21 protein-coding genes and 1 tRNA gene are annotated in these 17,815 nt (G+C 62.1%); 8 read left to right on the top strand and 14 right to left on the bottom strand.

Annotated elements, in window-relative coordinates; translation table 11 throughout:
• Positions 1-196 precede the first annotated feature (196 nt).
• Together V7M64_RS09115 and V7M64_RS09110 are read left to right on the top strand one after the other, a co-directional pair.
• A complete protein-coding gene (locus V7M64_RS09115) occupies positions 197-580 on the top strand; it encodes a VOC family protein (protein ID WP_333678727.1) in 384 nt (127 codons plus the stop codon).
• A gap of 106 nt (positions 581-686) precedes the next feature.
• On the top strand, positions 687-1,253 hold the full coding sequence (locus V7M64_RS09110) for a lipocalin-like domain-containing protein (protein ID WP_333678726.1): 567 nt from the start codon (positions 687-689) through the stop codon (positions 1,251-1,253).
• Between the two features lie 55 nt (positions 1,254-1,308).
• Here the strand turns inward: V7M64_RS09110 and V7M64_RS09105 are convergent, their stop codons facing one another.
• A complete protein-coding gene (locus V7M64_RS09105) occupies positions 1,309-2,700 on the bottom strand; it encodes an ATP-binding protein (RefSeq protein WP_333678725.1) in 1,392 nt (463 codons plus the stop codon).
• A complete protein-coding gene (locus V7M64_RS09100; RefSeq protein ID WP_333678724.1) occupies positions 2,697-3,392 on the bottom strand; it encodes a response regulator in 696 nt (231 codons plus the stop codon). Before V7M64_RS09100 ends, V7M64_RS09105 begins: the two co-directional genes overlap by 4 nt.
• 173 nt (positions 3,393-3,565) lie before the next feature.
• Between V7M64_RS09100 and V7M64_RS09095 the strand changes: the two genes are divergently transcribed.
• From V7M64_RS09095 to V7M64_RS09085, 3 genes are all read left to right on the top strand, one after another.
• The gene (locus V7M64_RS09095) at positions 3,566-4,063 is read left to right on the top strand and encodes a Spy/CpxP family protein refolding chaperone (RefSeq protein WP_333678723.1); all 498 of its coding nucleotides are present in this window, start codon (positions 3,566-3,568) and stop codon (positions 4,061-4,063) included.
• A 99-nt stretch (positions 4,064-4,162) separates the two neighbouring features.
• The gene (locus V7M64_RS09090) at positions 4,163-4,489 is read left to right on the top strand and encodes a hypothetical protein (protein WP_333678722.1); all 327 of its coding nucleotides are present in this window, start codon (positions 4,163-4,165) and stop codon (positions 4,487-4,489) included.
• Positions 4,490-4,694: 205 nt separating this feature from the next.
• Positions 4,695-5,135 (top strand): BON domain-containing protein, encoded by a 441-nt coding sequence (locus V7M64_RS09085; RefSeq protein WP_333678721.1) that lies wholly within the window; start codon positions 4,695-4,697, stop codon positions 5,133-5,135.
• 60 nt (positions 5,136-5,195) lie between these two features.
• Here V7M64_RS09085 and V7M64_RS09080 read toward each other — a convergent pair whose 3' ends face one another.
• Together V7M64_RS09080 and rocF are read right to left on the bottom strand one after the other, a co-directional pair.
• A complete protein-coding gene (locus tag V7M64_RS09080) occupies positions 5,196-6,569 on the bottom strand; it encodes a tryptophan--tRNA ligase (RefSeq protein WP_333678719.1) in 1,374 nt (457 codons plus the stop codon).
• A 64-nt stretch (positions 6,570-6,633) separates the two neighbouring features.
• Positions 6,634-7,557: an arginase gene (gene rocF, locus V7M64_RS09075; protein WP_333678718.1), complete on the bottom strand. Its 924-nt coding sequence runs from the start codon at positions 7,555-7,557 to the stop codon at positions 6,634-6,636.
• A 234-nt stretch (positions 7,558-7,791) separates the two neighbouring features.
• Between rocF and V7M64_RS09070 the strand changes: the two genes are divergently transcribed.
• Entirely contained in the window at positions 7,792-8,085 is a 294-nt protein-coding gene (locus V7M64_RS09070; RefSeq protein ID WP_333678717.1) for an addiction module antidote protein, read from the top strand.
• A 10-nt stretch (positions 8,086-8,095) separates the two neighbouring features.
• Here V7M64_RS09070 and V7M64_RS09065 read toward each other — a convergent pair.
• The 4 genes from V7M64_RS09065 to V7M64_RS09050 all read right to left on the bottom strand — a co-directional run bounded on the left by V7M64_RS09065 (position 8,096) and on the right by V7M64_RS09050 (position 10,675).
• Positions 8,096-8,171, bottom strand: a tRNA-Thr gene (locus tag V7M64_RS09065).
• Between the two features lie 30 nt (positions 8,172-8,201).
• Positions 8,202-8,924: an SPOR domain-containing protein gene (locus tag V7M64_RS09060; RefSeq protein WP_333678715.1), complete on the bottom strand. Its 723-nt coding sequence runs from the start codon at positions 8,922-8,924 to the stop codon at positions 8,202-8,204.
• A gap of 30 nt (positions 8,925-8,954) precedes the next feature.
• Positions 8,955-9,710: a type III pantothenate kinase gene (locus V7M64_RS09055; protein ID WP_333678713.1), complete on the bottom strand. Its 756-nt coding sequence runs from the start codon at positions 9,708-9,710 to the stop codon at positions 8,955-8,957.
• A complete protein-coding gene (locus tag V7M64_RS09050) occupies positions 9,707-10,675 on the bottom strand; it encodes a biotin--[acetyl-CoA-carboxylase] ligase (protein WP_333678711.1) in 969 nt (322 codons plus the stop codon). Before V7M64_RS09050 ends, V7M64_RS09055 begins: the two co-directional genes overlap by 4 nt.
• A 174-nt stretch (positions 10,676-10,849) precedes the next feature.
• On the opposite strand from V7M64_RS09050, the gene V7M64_RS09045 reads away from it, so the two are divergent.
• Positions 10,850-11,224, top strand: coding sequence for a hypothetical protein (locus V7M64_RS09045; RefSeq protein ID WP_333678709.1), 375 nt, complete (start codon positions 10,850-10,852; stop codon positions 11,222-11,224).
• A 27-nt stretch (positions 11,225-11,251) separates the two neighbouring features.
• Here V7M64_RS09045 and V7M64_RS09040 read toward each other — a convergent pair whose 3' ends face one another.
• From V7M64_RS09040 to V7M64_RS09020, 5 genes are all read right to left on the bottom strand, one after another.
• Positions 11,252-12,697, bottom strand: a complete 1,446-nt coding sequence (locus V7M64_RS09040) for an ATP-binding protein (protein WP_333678707.1) — start codon at positions 12,695-12,697, stop codon at positions 11,252-11,254.
• The gene (locus V7M64_RS09035) at positions 12,651-13,337 is read right to left on the bottom strand and encodes a response regulator transcription factor (protein WP_324146114.1); all 687 of its coding nucleotides are present in this window, start codon (positions 13,335-13,337) and stop codon (positions 12,651-12,653) included. The genes V7M64_RS09040 and V7M64_RS09035 overlap by 47 nt, the downstream gene beginning before the upstream one ends.
• Positions 13,337-13,654 (bottom strand): hypothetical protein, encoded by a 318-nt coding sequence (locus V7M64_RS09030; RefSeq protein WP_333678704.1) that lies wholly within the window; start codon positions 13,652-13,654, stop codon positions 13,337-13,339. The genes V7M64_RS09035 and V7M64_RS09030 overlap by 1 nt, the downstream gene beginning before the upstream one ends.
• A gap of 102 nt (positions 13,655-13,756) precedes the next feature.
• Positions 13,757-14,737 carry a tRNA dihydrouridine(20/20a) synthase DusA gene (gene dusA, locus V7M64_RS09025; protein ID WP_333678702.1) on the bottom strand — a complete coding sequence of 327 codons (981 nt, stop codon included), beginning with the start codon at positions 14,735-14,737 and terminating at the stop codon, positions 13,757-13,759.
• Positions 14,738-14,788: 51 nt separating this feature from the next.
• Positions 14,789-15,472: a phosphoglycolate phosphatase gene (locus V7M64_RS09020; RefSeq protein WP_333678700.1), complete on the bottom strand. Its 684-nt coding sequence runs from the start codon at positions 15,470-15,472 to the stop codon at positions 14,789-14,791.
• 636 nt (positions 15,473-16,108) lie between these two features.
• Between V7M64_RS09020 and V7M64_RS09015 the strand changes: the two genes are divergently transcribed.
• Entirely contained in the window at positions 16,109-16,885 is a 777-nt protein-coding gene (locus V7M64_RS09015; protein WP_333678698.1) for a ferredoxin--NADP reductase, read from the top strand.
• 133 nt (positions 16,886-17,018) lie between these two features.
• On the opposite strand, the gene V7M64_RS09010 is transcribed toward V7M64_RS09015, so the two are convergent.
• A complete protein-coding gene (locus tag V7M64_RS09010; protein ID WP_333678696.1) occupies positions 17,019-17,669 on the bottom strand; it encodes a serine/threonine protein kinase in 651 nt (216 codons plus the stop codon).
• Between the last annotated feature and the right edge of the window lie 146 nt (positions 17,670-17,815).

The following is a 17,815-nucleotide window of genomic DNA, read 5'->3' as shown; positions in this document are numbered from 1 at the left end:
GCATCGATGCGAGTTGCCATCGCAGTTTCCGTGGTGAAACCAATCACAACGTGTTCGATATAAATCACAGTGATTTGCCGCACATTGCGTGTTGCCGTCCCTATACAAACTCATATCTTGCCGTTGCAACGCAGCAGGCCAACTTCTTCACACCGGCATCCGCACACTAGCCATCGTCCCCCATGAGGAACGCGCCATGCACCACAGCAAGCTGAGCACGCTGGTACTGGATTGCCAGTGCGACGATCTTCGTGATGCGACCGCCTTCTGGAGTGCCGCCCTCGGCAAGCCGATCGCCAAAGTGAACGTGGAGGGCGACGGCAACTATGCCGAACTGGAAACAGCCGACGACGAACCGCTCATCCTGCTGCAGAAGGTCGAACATCCTAGCCGCGTGCATCTGGATATCGAAACGGATGACCAGGATGCCGAAGTTGCCCGGCTGGAAAAACTCGGCGCCAAGCGCATTGCCTATGTGCGCGGACGCTGGTGGGTGATGGAGGCACCGAGCGGACATCGCTTCTGCATCGTGCACAAGCAGCGCAAGGCATTCGGGCCGCACCTCAACCGCTGGGATTGATCGCCATATCGATCCGCAATCACTGAAATATCGGTTTGCCCCATGTTGGCCGGATTCCCGACGCACATAGACTGCTCGCGCGCCTGGTGCTCATCAAGGAATCCCCATGCATCCCCTCAAGAAGATCTTTCTTTTCGGCGCGGCGGCAATCGCATTCAGCGTATCCACTGCGCAGGCCGCTACTTCCGCACAGGAGAAGGCGCAACAGCAGTCCGATTCGGCAAACACGCCCGGCGACATGTCCGTTCCCACATGGCTGTCCGGCACGTGGACGTTGGTGCGCTGTGACAATGTCTATCCGGATGGCCGCCGCATCGAACTGTATGGACCTCATCCGCAAGGCATGTGGATGATCGACGACCATAGCCACTACATGATGCTGATTGCGCGCGCCCAGCGTAAGCCTTTTGCGACTGGCGAGAAATCAAGGGGCACGCCTGAGGAATACCGTGCCGCGTCGCTGGACGTCAACGCGCATTACGGCAGCGTAGGCATCCACGGCGACAGGATGAGCACGCATATCGATCAGGCGTCCTTTCCCAACTGGGTCGGTCGTGGTGGCACGACGGCCTATACGCTCGATGGAAACCAGCTCACCTATATCGTTGCCAAGCCCAGCAGCGGCTCCTCAGAGGGCGCGCATGGGGAGGTGGTCTGGCAGCGGCTGGATTGAAAACTCACGCGGCAACACAGGTTGGGGTGAAGCGCAGCCGAACGCTCACCTCAATCTACGCTGCATCGGCCACTTCCGCGGTCACCTGCAACGGCAAGTGCATAACCACTTCCAGGCCACCACCATCGAGGTTCCGCGCCGTCACTTCGCCGCCATGCGCCTGCATCACCCGCTGCACGATCGCCAATCCCAAGCCGTGGCCGCTGGCTTGCGCCGCATTGGTGCCACGGAAGAACGGCCGGAACAAAAGTGGCAGTTCCTCTTCCGGTACGCCTGGCCCGCGATCACGAACATGCAGCTCGGCGAACAATTCGCGGCGGTTCAAGACGATGTGCACGACGCCTTCCGACGGACTGAACTTGATCGCATTGGCGATCACGTTATCTAGCGCGCGCTCCAGCAGAATGCTGCTGCCCTGCGCGCTGGCGGGACCATCATCCGCCATCTGCAAGACGATGCCACGCGCTTCCGCATCGATGTGTGCGGCGGCAACGCGATCCTTGGCAAGCGCCACCAGATCGACCGATTCGCGCACCATGCCCGGCAAGTCGCCTTCCAGCCGCGATAGCGCCAGCATTTCCGCCGTCATGCGATCCATGCGGGAAATCTCATGCTCGGCGCGTTCGAAGTGCGCGGCAGCTTGCTCAGCATTCGCACTGTGCTGCGCCAGGTCCAGAATCAGATGCAGCCGGGCCAGCGGTGAACGCAATTCATGCGAGAGATCCTGCAGCACGCCGCGATCGTGCGCCACCAGATGTTCGATGCGCTCGGCCATGCCGTTGAAATCGCGCGCGAGCTGGCCAAGCTCGTCACGCTTGCTGCTCCAGCGCTGATCCACGCGCGTCGTAAATTCACCCGTGGCCATTTTGCGCGTCGCTGCGCGCATTGCCTCCACCGGACGCGATACGCTGCGCGCCACCCACCAGCCGATGGCGGCAATCATCAACAGCGAAAGCCCCAGCTGCACGCCCAGCAGAATCTTGCCGCGCGTCCTGGGCGGAATGCGCGAACGCGAGCTGCTTACCGCTACGAGTTGCCGTACCTGTCCGTCCGTACCCGTCACGTTCTGGACCGAAACGTAGAAACCAGGCCAGGGGTTCAGTGCGATGTCGTGGCCGGAAGACAGCCAATCCGGCAGCATGTGGCGGATCGATGGCGGCAGGCGTATGTCGCGCAACGGCTCGCCATTTTGATACAGCGTGGCGTCCACGCCCTGCTCACGCTGCTGTCTCACCCATTCATCCAGTCCGCTGGCGCCGTCCTTGTCATAAGCCTGCTCGGCGGCTTGCGCCAAGGCAGGCCAGTCGAATGCCTGCTGCATCGAGAAATTGATGAAACTGCGCGTGAGCAGGCCACCGAGCATCAGTACCAGTACATTGGCGATGCATACCGAAATCAGCAGACGCCAGAACAATGGGCTGCGAAAGGGACTGTTGAATGAACTCATGCCGGCGTCGCGCTATTGGGTAGCAATACGTAGCCCGCGCCACGTACGGAATCGATGCGCGGCGACTGCGCCGAGGCTTCCGCCAGCTTGTGGCGCAATCGGCTGACGTGTACGTCGATGCTGCGGTCGAAACGTTCCAGCTCACGCCCCAATGCCACGCGCGTGAGCGACGTCTTGTCGATCACCTCGCCGGCGCGTTGCACCAGCAACAGCAACAAGGCGAATTCGGCACCCGTTAGATTGAGTTCTTGATCGCCCGTATAGGCACGCCGCTCGCCGGGCAGCAAACGCAAGACGCCAGCGGTGAGTTCACCCACGCTTTCCACCGTGTGACGACGCAATTGCGCACGCACGCGCGCCAACAGTTCACGTGGAAGGCATGGTTTGGAAAGGTAATCGTCCGCACCCAGCTCCAGCCCCACCACGCGATCCACCGGCTCGCCGCGACCGGAAAGCATGATCACCGGCAAGCGGTATTGCGCACGCAAGTCGCGCAAAGTATCCAGGCCGCTGCGGCCCGGCATCATCACGTCGAGTATCAACAAATCCGGACGCAAGGCCGGATCGCGCAACCGCGCCAATACGCCCTCGCCATCATGCACTACCTCCACCTGCAGGCCCTCGCGCCGCAGGTATTCGGCGAGCAGCGCGCACAGCTCGCGATCGTCATCACCAATCAATATTCGGGACATCGGCCAAACCTGAAACCAGGACGTACTTACTATTGCATGACAACGCCGAACTGCCGCCAATCGCTTGCGCCGGACTGACTTTACCCTTCTTTACGCCTCGGCAAAGATCTTAAACCTGCCCCTGCTTTCCAATAGCCACAACACAATCCTCCACCCAAGCAGGAGCATGCACCATGCGCAAGTCGATCACCCTATCGCTCATTCTCTCGGCCGTACTCGGCGTGTCTTCGCTGGCCTTCGCCCAGGGCGGCCTTGGCTTCGGCCCCGGCCCGCACGGCCATCATGGCGGCGCTGAAATGGCCTTCCGCGGCTTGAATCTCACGGATGCGCAGAAGACGCAGATCAAGACGATCATGCAGCAGAGTTTCGCGTCGCTGAAGTCGCAGGGACAGGCGGTTCGCCAGCAGCGTGAAGCGTTCGAAGCACTGTCGCCGAATGCCTCCAACTACCAGTCCGCCGCGGCCAGCCTGGCCCAGGCTGAAGCCAACTTCACCAGCGCCCGCATCACCGCTCGCGCTGCGGTCACCGCGCAGATCTACAACACCGTGCTGACCAGCGCGCAGCAGAGCCAGTACGCCAGCAACAAGGCAGCATTCCAGGCGCGCAAGGCGCAGTGGCAGCAGTTCAAGGCCACGCACCCGCTGCCGTCGAAAGCCGGCTCGGCCCAGTAAGGCGCGGCAACGCATAAGAAGAATATCGGTTAGCAATTCTTAGCGGACGTTCTAGCCGATCACCTGAGCGATCGCCGCTGCACCGGCGATCGCTTTTTTATGGCCCGCGGCATCACTGCCATATGGCGGCGGCACGCTGCATTGCCACGCATTTGTTTTGCGCAGCCCGTAGCTTTCTTGGTGCTGACCACCGAGGGCAAGCTCATGCAGACGGAAGCAACCGCAGTCAGCACCGCCACTGCCACCCAGGGTTCAGGACGGATCTTCGGCCTGCTGTTTGGCCTGATCCTGTTGGCAGGCGCAGGACACGCCAGCCTGCACCTCGTCGACGATCTTTCCATCGTGCGCTCGCATTCGCCCACCCCTTGCATCCTGTTGATCCTGTTAGCAGGCGTGCTCTTCATTGCGCTCAAGGATTGGTTCTGAGCGCAACGCGCCACACACAACGAGCCGCAAACACGGCCTTGGCAATGCGCGCACATCACTGAACCGACGCAACATTTCGTTGCGGTCTGCCACGCGGTGTTCACGCCCCTCCTGCTGCCATGTGCGGGCGGATCGATAGCGATGCGCCTGCTTGCTCCCATCCACCCAATCTGCAGGCAGTCCATAGCTCTTAAGGAGATTGCCAATGCGTAACCAGTCCCATCTGTGCACATCCCTCCTCGCCACTGCAGTGATGATGGCTTTTGCCGCCGTGCCATTCTCTGTGATGGCACAACAGAGCACGTCGCCGTCATCCATGCAGCAACAGCAACCGTCGAGCACTGACCAATCGACGATGGGCCGCAGCAATGAAACGGTGCCGGGCAAGGTCGACGACGGTTGGATTACCACCAAGGTGAAGTCCGAGTTTGCGACCGCCCACGGCGTGAGGGCCAAAGATATTTCGGTAAGCACGACCGACGGCAAGGTCACCCTTACCGGCACGGCCACGACCGAGAAGGAAAAGGCGCGTGCCATCCACATCGCCAGGAAAGTCAAGGGCGTGAAGAGTGTGGACGCATCGGGCCTGACGGTGGACACCTCCAGCTCTACACCGTCGTCGAGCGGTTCTTCCAGCGGCAAGTAAACCTGCCCGGATAGCACGCACGTGAAACTCCTCCCCTGCCACGTTGCAGGGGAGGAATGCCTATTCGCCCTTTTCTTGCTCGGCCAGCAAGTCCAGCGCCGCGCGCAGATAGCGTGCGGCCTCATCGCGTTCGAGCTCGTCGGTATAATCTGGCGCCGTGGCGACGGGTTCGCCATCCAGCTCCAGCACCAGCGAGCGCGACAGGCTGTGCAAGGTTGCCGTAGCGCCACCCAGCGTTTTCAAGCGCTTTTGGACTGAACCGGCTTCCTTGGGGTCCTTGAAGGATTTGGATAGCAGCAATTCTTCACCCTCCGGCGAAAACAGGCGGAAGCGGAAGCTGCCGTCACTGTCGCGGAAGCTGGCAAAGCGCGGCGGCCTGGCAGCTTTTGCAGCCGGCTTCGAGGTGTCGCCAGCGGCACTGACCGATGACATCGCGCGCAAGCCCACGGCATTACGCAATTCGGCGAGTTTCGGTGCCGCGATCGCACGCGCCTTGCGCGCGCCTTCATGCAGGATCTCTTCGATGTTGGCGGGGCGCGCGATCAATTCTTCGTAACGCTCGCGCATCGGCGCGATATCGGCCTCAAGGCGTTCGTACAACACCTGCTTGGCTTCGCCCCAGCCGATGCCCTCTTCCAGCGTGCGGCGAAAGGCCTGGCTTTCGGCATCGGTGGCAAAGGCGCGGAAGATGGTGAATAGCGAGGAGCTTTCCGGATCTTTGGCCTCGCCCGGCATGCGCGAATCGGTGACGATGCGCATGATGGTTTCGCGTAGTTGCCTGGCGCCGCCGGCAAACAAGGGAATGGTGTTGTCGTAGCTCTTGGACATCTTGCGGCCGTCCAGACCCGGCAAGGTGGCGACCTGTTCTTCGATCACCACCTCGGGCAACACAAAGAAATCGCGGCCATAGATATGGTTGAAACGCTGCGCGATATCGCGCGCCATCTCGATGTGCTGGATCTGATCGCGCCCCACCGGCACCTGTTGCGCATCGAAGGCGAGAATGTCCGCCGCCATCAAGACCGGATACATGTACAGACCGGCCGTAATGCCCGCATCCTGGTCTTCATTCGCCTCGGTGTTCTTGTCGACGGCCGCTTTGTAGGCGTGCGCACGGTTGAGCAGGCCCTTGGCGGTCACGCAGGTCAGCAACCAGGTGAGTTCCGGAATTTCCGGAATATCCGATTGCAGGTAGAACGTCGCCTTGTCCGGATCCAGGCCGGCCGCCAGCCAGGTGGCGGCGATTTCCAGGCGCGAACGTTCGATGCGGGCCGGGTCATCGCTTTTGATCAGCGCGTGATAGTCGGCCATGAAAAAGAACGCATCGACGTCGGCACGGCGACTGGCGGCAATCGCCGGCCGGATCGCGCCGACGTAGTTGCCCAGGTGCGGCGTACCGGTGGTGGTGATGCCCGTAAGGACGCGTGTTTGCATGCGGCAATCCAAGAAAGATCGAACACCCGCGCACCTTGCGCAGGGGCTTGGCAGTTTAAGGTTTTTAATCCGGCTCGCGCATCAAGGTGGATTTGCCGAACAGCGATTCGACCAGCTCCACCGCCAGCCGCGCCGTACGATTGCGCTTGTCGTAGGCGGGATTCAATTCCACGATATCCAGCGAACCGAGGCGGCCGGTGTCGGCGATCATTTCCATGCACAGCTGCGCTTCGCGATAAGTCGGCCCGCCGCGCACGGTGGTGCCCACGCCGGGTGCGATGGATGGATCGAGAAAATCCACGTCGAAGCTCACGTGCAGATGGGTATTCTCGTCCAGGCCATCGAGTGCTTCTTCCATCGTGCGCTTGATACCGACTTCGTCGATATGGCGCATGTCGTAGATGTCCATCTTCGCCTGCCGCACCAGGCGCTTCTCGCCTTCATCCACTGAGCGGATGCCGATCTGGCGAAACACATCGGGTGTAACGGCCGGTACCTTATCGCCGATCTCCACCAGCTCGCGCGGCCCATTCCCGCACAGGCAAGCCACCGGCATGCCGTGGATGTTGCCGGAAGGCGTCACCTGCGACGTATTGAAATCGGCATGCGCATCCAGCCACAGCACGCGCAGCTTGCGGTCCTGCTCGCGGCAGTGACGCGCGACCGCGCTGATCGAACCAATGGCCAGGCAATGATCGCCGCCCAGCATGATCGGCAGGCGACCGGTCTGCAGTTCCTGGTGGATGGCGGTGTGCACGGCAAGGTTCCAGGCAATCACTTCCGGCAAATGACGGTAGCCGTTCTCCGGCGGCTGCCAGGGATTCATCGGCCCATGCAGGTTGCCCCGATCGATCACCTCGATACCGCGGCGGCGCAGTTTCTCCCCCAGTTGCGCCACGCGCAGGGCCTCAGGCCCCATCGAAGCCCCCCGATGCCCGGCGCCGATATCGGTCGGCGCGCCGACCAATGCAACCACCTGTTTTTTCATGCCACTTTGCTCGTGCATTTTTAGTGGGATGCAAGTGTAGCGGGTCAAAGCGCCACAGGCTTACGGCCCGAATAGCTGACCCGGCATTGCCGGGCAACCCTGCCAAGTGATTTTTTATTGTATCTTTTTGGATACAACTGCCATGAAGTCCATCATCAGGCAGACGGAAGAATTTGCGCGCTGGCATAAAAAACTGCAGGACGCCCAGGCACGCGCTGTCCAGGAGCACCACACATGAAAAAGAAGCTGCTCGCTTTCGATCCTTCCAAGCTGCTCGACAGCAATGAGGCCACTGCGGCTTATCTCACACAGGTACTGGCCGACGGTGATACGAATGAACTGCTTCGCGCGATTGGGCATGTCGCGAAAGCACGGGGCATGGCGCATATTGCGGAGGAAACAGGGCTCGGCCGCGAGAGCCTCTATAAAGCGCTTCGCCCAGGGGCAAACCCGCGTATTGATACCGTTCTGAAGGTCTGCCACGCCATCGGCATGCAGTTTTCCGCGCATCCGATTGCTCATGCGTGACATAAGCAATTGGTGCCGACAGTCTGACTCGAACAGACGACCTACCGCTTACAAGGCGGTTGCTCTACCAACTGAGCTATGCCGGCACTGGGCCGCACATTCTAGCAGGCTCAGCTTCAAAAACAGCCGGTGCTGTGCGACCCGATGGCCGGGTCGTGGATCCGACTGCGCCAATCGAAGTGCTTGCTGTCGGATGGAATCAGGTCCAGCCAATATTCGGGCACGGTTTCGGTGCGTTCGGTCATCTGGGCCGGGAAGCCGGCGGCGACGATTTCCTCGCGCCGCTTGCGTGCGTTGGCGGGGTCTTTGAACAGACCCAGCGAAACGGTGTTCTGGTTGTCGCCTGCACTCACGACGAAATAATCCTGGATATTGCGCGCCCCCAGTTGGCGCGCCTGCGCCAATGCTGCCGCATGATTCGGACTGGGCGGAAGATGCACCCACCAGCCGCGTGCCTGGGTAGTCTGCTCCTGGCGCGCGCGCATGCGCTGTGCTTCCGAACTGAGCGCGTTGCGGGCGATGCGCAGGTCTTCCTGCGTTGCAAACGGCCCCAATGCCATGCATTGATAACTGAGCGTGTTGGCGTTGGGGGCGGCAGCAGCCGCGGCATTGGTGCTGGCAGGTGCGGGAGTGGACGCGGCAGCCGTGGCCGGCGGCGCCACGGAAGCTGCATGTGCCACGGTGCTGGCGGGCGGTGGCAATTCGGAAAGCAGATGCAGCTTGGGCACACCCGGATCGGTGGCGAAGCTGGCATGCGTGTCGTTCTGGCCCAACAGCAGCCATGCGCCGACAGCAATATTCAGGGCGATCAGCAGAACGAACAGCAGGCGCAGCAGCATCGAACAAGTCCCCCCCTTGGATGGGCGATTTTAGGGAGATGATTGCGGTGGATGTGCGGCCGCGTACACATTGAGGCCGCGCAACACGCTATCGGGAGCCAGCTCGGCGGGAATGCCCAGCAGCGGCAGCAAGTCCTGGGCGTCGCCTCCGTCCAGCAGCAGGCGTGGCGTGGCGCTCGATTGCCTGGCGACATGGGCCGCGAAGCGTTCAACGAGGGCGGCAACCGCCTGCCAGCAGCCAGAGACCACCGCGTCGGCGGTGTTGTCGGCGATATCGCGAATGGCACCGGGACGATAGGGCTTGATGCGCGCCGTGGCGCCGAACAACGATTGCTGCATCAGCAATGGCCCCGGCGCGATCAGGCCGCCGAGATGACGACCATCCGCCGTCAGCGCATCGAGCGTCAGCGCAGTGCCGATACCGGCCAGCACACAGGGCGATGCTCCGGCTGCATGCGCCGCCGCCATGGCGAGAAAGCGGTCGACCCCCAGGCGTTGCGGTTCGGCATAGGCGATCCGCACGCCGCATGCTTCGGCTGGTGTACGCACCCATTCCACCGATTGTGCAAAAACGTCTGCGCTGATGCGTTCGATTTGCGCTTCCCGCACAGCATCCACCACCGACGCGCCGAGCACTCGCTGTGGTTTTGATTGTTCACGCCATGCTTGTGCCAAGGCAGCAGGAACATTTTCCTCCCATGCCACAGCACCGCGCGCGAGCCAGTGGCCGGCACTGACCAATGCCCATTTCAGGCGCGTATTGCCAAGATCAAGCAGCAGCCTCATGCGCGACGCACCGTGACGTCCGCGCTATCGATGCCGCACAGGCCGGCTGCCGTTTGCAATTGCAAGGCGCCGCGCGCATCGATGCCGGCGCCCACGCCGTCGAGCTCGCCCGAGGCGCTACTCACTCGCAGCGGAACGCCGCGCAAGGCATCGTATTGGGCGTATTCGTCGACAAACGCAGCAAAGCCTTCGCGTTCGAATTGCGCCAGGCCCTCCACCAGGCTGGTGATCAATGCGATGGCCACACGATTGCGATCGGGCGGCTCGCCCTGAGCCAGCGCAGCCAGATCACAGATGGGTTGCCCGGCTTGCTCGCGCAGGGCATCGGTCAGTCGCACGTTGAGGCCGATACCAACCACCGCTGCGCACGGCCCCTGATATTCGCCGCTCAGCTCGACCAGGATGCCGGCCAGCTTGCCGCTATCGGCCAGCACGTCGTTGGGCCACTTCAGGCGCGCACCGTCGATGCCGAGCGCTTGCAAGGCGCGCAGCACGATCACGCCGGTAGCCAGCGACAGCCCCGAGAGCGCCGCAAAACCCGCGTCGAAACGCTTGAGGCAGGACAGGTAGATATTCATGCCGGGCGGCGAGAGCCAGCTGCGGCCGCGCCGACCACGGCCAGCCGTCTGGGTCTCGGCCATCACCACGCTGAAATCGGCAGCTCCGCCACGCCGTTGCAACTCGCTGGAGGTGGAGTCGATCTCCCAATGGATCTCCAAGGCCCCGAGCCGGCGTGCTACCGCCACCGGCAACGCTGCGCGGATGGCCTGTTCGTCCAGCATCTGGATCGGCCACGGCAACCGATAACCGGCAGCGCCCGCCGATTCGATCGGCACGCCTCGTTGGCGCAATGCCTCGATCTGCTTCCAGATGGCGGCACGCGTGATACCTGCCTCGGCAGCCAGGCGCGAGCCGGAAAGCGCCTCCCCGGAAGCCAGGACGGCCAGGAGCTGGTGCGGCTGCATGGTCTTAGTGATCCAGGAAGAAGGCGACCGGGCAAGGCCGCAAGAAGGAAAGAAGGCGATAGCGCATGCATAAATTCTAAGCCACCGGCCACAACGGAAAGGGCACTGGCATCCTGCGAGGGTTTCTGGGACCATCGGGCGGCTAGGCTTAATGCCTTGGGGGCTTTGATCGCCATGCGCGCCACTTCATTGCTGCTCGTCTGCTTGCTCGGTCTCGCAGCTGCCGCCAACGCGGCGGCCTCGGGCGGTGCTGCGGCTGGCGGCGGCATGGGCGGAAGTTCCGGCTGCACGGCACACAGCGGCAGCAGCGAGCATGGCAGCAGCCACGATGCGTCGTCTGCTTCCTCCTCGCGCGGGGATGCACTGAACGTGCCCCGCAGCGGAGGTTCGTCCTCTTCATCGTCGTCCAACAGCCACTCCAATAATTCCAGCAGCAACATGGACGAGAGCCCCACGCGCTTGAGCAACGGCGAATCCTCGCCCGATGGCTCCTCGCGCAGCTCTTCCGGGCTCAGCTGGCAGTCGCTGCTGCCCGGTTCGATCCAGTAAGCGCCTCCGCGCAAACCATCCGGCGAATCAAGTCGGCGGCAGCGCCACGCTGAAGCGCGCGCCGCCGAATTCCGGCGAACGATCCACCGTCAGCTCGCCGTTGTAGGCACGCACGATGTCCTGCACGATGGACAGGCCAATGCCATGGCCTTTGACGCGCTCATCGCCGCGCACGCCGCGTTGCAGGATCTTCTCGAGCATGTCCTCTTCGATACCGGGGCCATCGTCTTCCACGCTGAGCAACAGGCCCGGCCGCGGGCGCCCCGGCTGGCGTTGCGTCTTCACCACCAGCAATACGTGGTGGCCGGCCCATTTGAAGGCGTTCTCCAGCAGATTGCCCATCAGCTCCAGCAGGTCGCCCTGCTCGCCATAGAAGGCCGCGCCGTCCTCGATGTCGAATTCGCACAGCACGTTCTTGGCGGCATAGACCTTTTCCAGGCTTTGCACCAGGTCTTCGGCACGGCCTGCAATCGGCACCGCGGCAGCTGCAAACGTCTGGCGTCCGGTCGTCGCTGCACGTGCCAGCTGGTAGGCGACCAGTTCGTCCATGCGGCGCACCTGGTCCAGCACCGGTGCGCGCACGGTGGGTGGCAATTCACTGGCTTCCACCTGCGAGCGAATGACCGCCAGTGGCGTCTTCAAGCTATGCGCCAGGTCGGCCAGCGTGTTGCGATAGCGCGTACGCTGCTCGCGCTCGCTATCGATGAACGCATTGATGCGCCCGGTAAGGCCGGTGAGTTCGGCCGGATATTGGCTGTCCAGATGATCGCTCTGCCCGCGCTCGACCCGGCTCATGTCGCTGGCGACCTTGCGCAACGGCGTAAGGCTCCAGCGCAGCAGCAACAGCTGCAGCACGATCAACATCACCCCCAGCGTGGCCAGCCAGCCGACCAGGCTGCGCCGGTAGACGGTGGTGTTGCTTTCCAGTTCGGCTTCGGTTTGCGCCACCGTAAAGGTGAGATGCACCGGTGGACGCTCCGGTGCGCCGGCTGCAACCGGCACATCCAGCGCTACGCCGAAGCTGTAGTAGTAAAGCCGCCCGAGTTCCGTATCCACCGGGCCGATGAATTGCTGCTGCCCCGGTTGCAACGGATGCAGAAAACTGAAATCGCGCTGCAAGGCGGATGACGATTCCCAATGGAAGCCGTGATCGCCCATCACCACGGCATACAGGCCGGAGCCAGGGCGGGAGAACATCGGGTCCGGCGGCGTATCGGGCATCAATGGCGTGCCATCGCGCCGCGGATCGGTGCCGGCGATGTAGGTGATTACATAATCGTGCAGGCGGGCCTGCAGCTTGTTGAGTTCGCTGGCGGCGTAGGTGCGCGACAAGGTCCAGCCGACGGCGCCCAGGAAGGCAGCCAGCACGAGGCCGGTGGTAAGCGCCGCTCGCGCCGCCAGCGAGAACGGGCGGCGCTCGGCTGCATCATTCGTCTTCGCTGCGAGGAATGGCAAAGCGATACCCGCGTCCACGCACCGTCTCGATCGGCTTCAACGTCCCTTCCGGATCCAGTTTCCTGCGCAGGCGGCCGATGAAAACCTCAAGCACATTCGAATCGCGATCGAAATCCTGTTGATAGATGTGTTCGGTGAGGTCGGCCTTCGACACCAGTTCGCCGGCGTGCAGCATCAGGTATTCGAGCACCTTGTATTCATAGCTGGTGAGGTCCACCGGCTTGCCTTCCACCATTACCGTCTGCGCGGTGGTGTCCAGCTTGATCGGCCCACAGGCCAGCACCGGCTTGGACCAGCCGCTGGCACGGCGCACCAGCGCATTGATGCGCGCCAGCAGCTCTTCGACGTGGAACGGCTTGACCAGGTAATCGTCGGCGCCATGCTTCAGGCCTTCCACCTTGTCCTGCCAACTGCCGCGTGCGGTGAGAATCAGGATGGGATAGCGCTGGCCGGCTTCGCGCAGCGACTTGACCAGGTCCATACCCGACATCTTGGGCAACCCTAAGTCGATGATCGCCAGATCGAACGGCACCTCGCGGCCCAGGTACATGCCCTCTTCGCCGTCCTGTGCGGTATCCACGGCAAACCCGTCTCGTTTGAGTCGAGCCGCCAGCGTCTCGCGCAGCGGCGCTTCGTCTTCGACCAGGAGGATGCGCATCAGTGTTTCTCCTTCTTGCTCCCGCCGTTGGGAGACTTCTTGGGGGATTGTGCCGCAGGCGGCACGCGGGTGGCATCAGCAGGCACGGCGATGACGCGCACATGCCCTTCGGGCGTAAGCACCTTGATGCGGTACTCCACCCGGCGCCCGATATGGCGCGGCTCGGCCGACAACACCTTGCCGCCGACCCGTTGCTGTACTTGCGTAACGGCCTGATCCAGGCTCATGCCGCCTTGTGGTGGCGATGACTGGGCGACAGCCGAACCGGCCATCAACAGCCCGGCTGCAGCCATCCAAGCGAGTTGCTTCAAAGCCATATTCCCTTAAGTTGCGCGCCGGGAGGGGTCCGGCCGACGGGACATACTGCTCAACCCGGGCTGAATAATGACCGGACGGCTGAACGAACCTCGCCGCCGCCTTTATGCCGCCGCCAGCATCGGCGCCATCGCCTGCTCGAGCAGCGCCCAACCCGCCCCTTCCCGATGCGCCCCTTCGCTCAAGACGCGCCGGAAACCACGCGCGCCCGGCTCGCCCTGATACAACCCCAGGATGTGGCGGCTGATGTGCTTGAGCGCCGTGCCCCGCGCCAGCTCCGCCTCCACATAAGGCCGCATGTGTTGCAGCACGCTTTCACGCGTGGGCAGCGGCACGCCATACAGTGCTTGCTCGACCCGGGCAAGCACGTAGGGATCGTGATACGCCGCGCGCCCCAGCATCACCCCATCCACGTGCGCGAGATGCTCGCGCACTGCATCCACCGCAGTGATGCCGCCATTGATCACCACCACCAGCTGCGGGAACTCGCGCTTCAGTCGATACACGCGCTGGTAATCCAGCGGCGGAATCTCCCGGTTCTCCTTCGGCGAAAGTCCTTGCAACCACGCCTTGCGCGCATGCACCACCAGCACTTCCACGCCGGCTTGCAGCATGGTTTCGGTGAAGTGCTGCAGATCCGCGTACTCGTCCTGCTCATCCACGCCGATGCGGCATTTCACCGTCACCGGCACCGATACGGCATCGCGCATCGCCGTCACGCAGTCGCCCACCAGCACCGGCTCGCGCATCAGGCATGCTCCGAAGCGCCCGGACTGCACGCGATCGGAAGGGCAGCCCACGTTGAGATTGATTTCGTCATAACCGGCGTCCGCACCATGGCGCGCGGCTTCCGCCAGCTCGTGCGGATCGCTGCCACCTAGTTGCAACGCCACAGGATGTTCCTGCTGGCTGTGCTCAAGCAGCCGTAACTGCTTGCCGCGCACCAGCGCCGCGCTGGTGACCATTTCGGTATACAGCCGGGCGTTGGGAGAAAGCAGGCGGTGGAAGTACCGACAGTGCCTGTCTGTCCAGTCCATCATGGGCGCTACGGACAGGCGCCAGTCGTTGGAGTTGATGCTGTGCATGCCCATGATTCTACCTGCAAGGCAAGCCACAGGCCTTTTCAGCCACGCTCGCTACGTAAGTTCGAGAATCGAACTGATGACAAAGTCGGGGCTGCTCATCCTGATGTCCTGGCCATAGTTATAACCATAGTGCACAGCCGCGACAGCCATGCCGGCCGACCTAGCGGCATCAACATCGTTGATGGAATCACCAACTACCAAGCAATCCCTCGGAACAAGCGCCAGTTTCCTGGCGGTGTGCCACAACGGCATAGGATCCGGCTTTTTCACAGGGAGATCGTCGCCACCTACCCACGCACTAAAGAAACTGCCGATCTGAAGATGATCGAGCAAAGGCTTTATTAAATGCGAGGGCCGGTTGGAGCAAATGGCCAGACGGTAGCCTCGGGCAACGAGTGCTGGCAATGCTTCCAACACATCATGGAAAAGCCTGGAGCGTGAGGTGAACTCTTCGCCGAAGTGCTGCATGAACAGCGCCAGCGCGCGTTCGTGCTCATGCATCGCATCCATTCCGGCAAAGCGTAACGCGCGCTCGACAAGCTTGCTCGCTCCGTTGCCCAACCAGTCTCTGACGCGGATTTCTCCCGCCGGAGCATGCCCCAAATCAACAAGTGTCCGGTCTATGGCAACGGCGAGATCGGGCACAGTGTCGACCAGGGTTCCGTCGAGGTCGAAGATGATGCCTTTGTAGCGAATGGGATTGGCAAGACGAGCAGCGTATTCAGAAGAAGACACGCGCAATTCCCCAGCAATGGCTCGGGCAAATTGACCCGGCGACGACGGATGATTATCCAGGGACATATGGCGATGGGATGGCCAATATCTGCACTAGGGATGCTCTGATTTAAGGCATCACAAACCTCCGGCCCAGTGCCAAGCGTTCGCGCCCGCTGCATTCCATAGCGCTGCAGTCTGCAGTTTGAGGCGGGTGGGTCCACGCAACTTTGGATTCCAGAACTGCGGTGCATCGAAGGCGGACATCCATGATGGTCCACGATGCACACGTAGCCGTAGGTGCCTTTGACGGCTTCGACCTAGCCGTGCGGTTGCAGCACCATCACCGCGGCATGGTCAGAAATAGTCGCTGGCCATGCTGCGCGCCAGCTTTTATCTCGGCCGGCCGGTCAGCCATCAGGTACCGGGACAGGGGCGTGACGCAAACCGGCACCGCCCCGCATCCTCTTGTCTCCCCTGCCCCAGGCCCCATGTGAGAAAGCCGTTAACGCGAAAACCGGGCAAATGACGTAACCTACGCCACTTGTCCCGTGGCAAACACGGCACTCGCAAGGCAACGGCCCTGCCTCTCCCCGCGAGTTATCCGCTGTCCATGCAGCGCTTTCCCCTGTTCCACAACCCGAGAAGATAATCACCATGGTGGCTTTGGCGACCGAGCAAGTAATCGACGTCCATCACTGGAACGGCAGCCTTTTCAGCTTCCGCACGACGCGCGATCCGGGCTTCCGCTTCGACAGCGGCCAGTTCGTGATGATCGGCCTGCACGTGGACGGACGCCCGCTGATGCGCGCCTATTCCATCGCCAGCGCGAGTTGGGAAGAGCACCTGGAGTTCTTCTCGATCAAGGTGGAGAACGGTCCACTCACCTCGCGCCTGCAACACCTCAAACCGGGCGACAGCATCACGGTAAGCCGCAAGCCTACCGGCACGCTGGTGCTGACCGATCTCAAACCCGGCAAGCACCTGTATCTGCTGGGCACGGGCACGGGGCTAGCGCCGTTCATGAGCATCATCCGCGACCCGGAAACCTACGAGCGTTTCGATAAAGTCGTGTTGGCCCACGGCGTGCGCAACATCGACGACCTGGCCTATTCGAACTACCTGCAGAACGAACTGCCGCAGCACGAATACCTCGGCGAGCTGGTGCGCGAAAAGCTGATCTACTACCCCACAGTCACGCGCGAACCGTTCCGCAACCGTGGCCGCATTACCGACAACATCGTCGATGGCGCGATGGCGTCGGCAATTGGCTTGCCGACGCTCAATCCGGACACGGACCGCGTGATGCTTTGCGGCAGCCCGGCGATGCTGGACGATCTGTGTGCGTTGCTGGATGCGCGTGGATTCCAGGCATCGCCGCGTACGCGCGAGCCGGGGGATTACGTGATCGAGCGGGCGTTTGTCGAGAAGTAATCAAAGACGAAAATGCACGGCGACCCTTCCGGACGTCATTCCCGCGAAAGTGGGAATCCATCTTCGCTTTTCCGCAGCAGAGCAAATGGATTCCCGCTTTCGCGGGAATGACGGCTGTGAGGAGTCATGAAGATCACTCGCGCACGCGGCCTTTGCCTTCGTTATCCCAATAACCAAACACCTTTCGCGCAATCAGCTTGTAAAGCCGCTTGCCTGTCGCACGCCACACGCGCGAATGCGGCGCGGGCGTATTCAATATCGCCCACTGACGTGCGGTGAGTGCATGCGCGCAATAGGTGCGTTTGTGTTTGAGCAGATGACGCAAATCTTCACGCGCCAATAAACGAAACAGACGACCGCGCCTGCCGCGCGTCCAGGCAATCTGGAAGTCGACCAGCGCGGGGCGCCCATCGTCGCGCACCAGCCAATTGGGCTCTTTCGCCAGGTCGTTATGCACGATGCCGCGCCGATGCAGTTGCGCCAGCAGGCGCAGCGCATCGCGGTAATAGGCCGGATCACGCGGCTGCGCGTGTTGCATCGGGCGCCCGGCAATATAGCTGCGCAACAACTCGCGGCCGCTCCATCCCAGCAGCGCCGGCACGCCATCAAGGCCTTCCAGCTTGGCCAGCGCACGTGCTTCGCGCGCGGCGGCGCGATATGCAAACGCGCGTGCCCACCATCTCGCCGCACGAATATCGCGACGAACGCACGGCACGCCGTCGCGCCGGACGATCTCGATGCGCCCCAGTTCGTCGGCTTTCAGCAGAATGGGGTGGTCTGTCACGTATGTACCGATGAGAAACTTCGCTAAGGTTGTGGATACCCTGGTCGTCATTCCGGCGAACGCCGGAATCCAGTTAAATACGTCGTGCGCAGCACACAAAAACCTTTATGAAGTGTACTGCGCACGTCATTCTAGACTGGATTCCG

Origin of the sequence: Dyella sp., assembly GCF_036746095.1 — a bacterium.
Classification (GTDB): Bacteria; Pseudomonadota; Gammaproteobacteria; order Xanthomonadales; family Rhodanobacteraceae; genus Dyella_B.
This window is presented reverse-complemented; position numbering and strand designations above follow the sequence as displayed.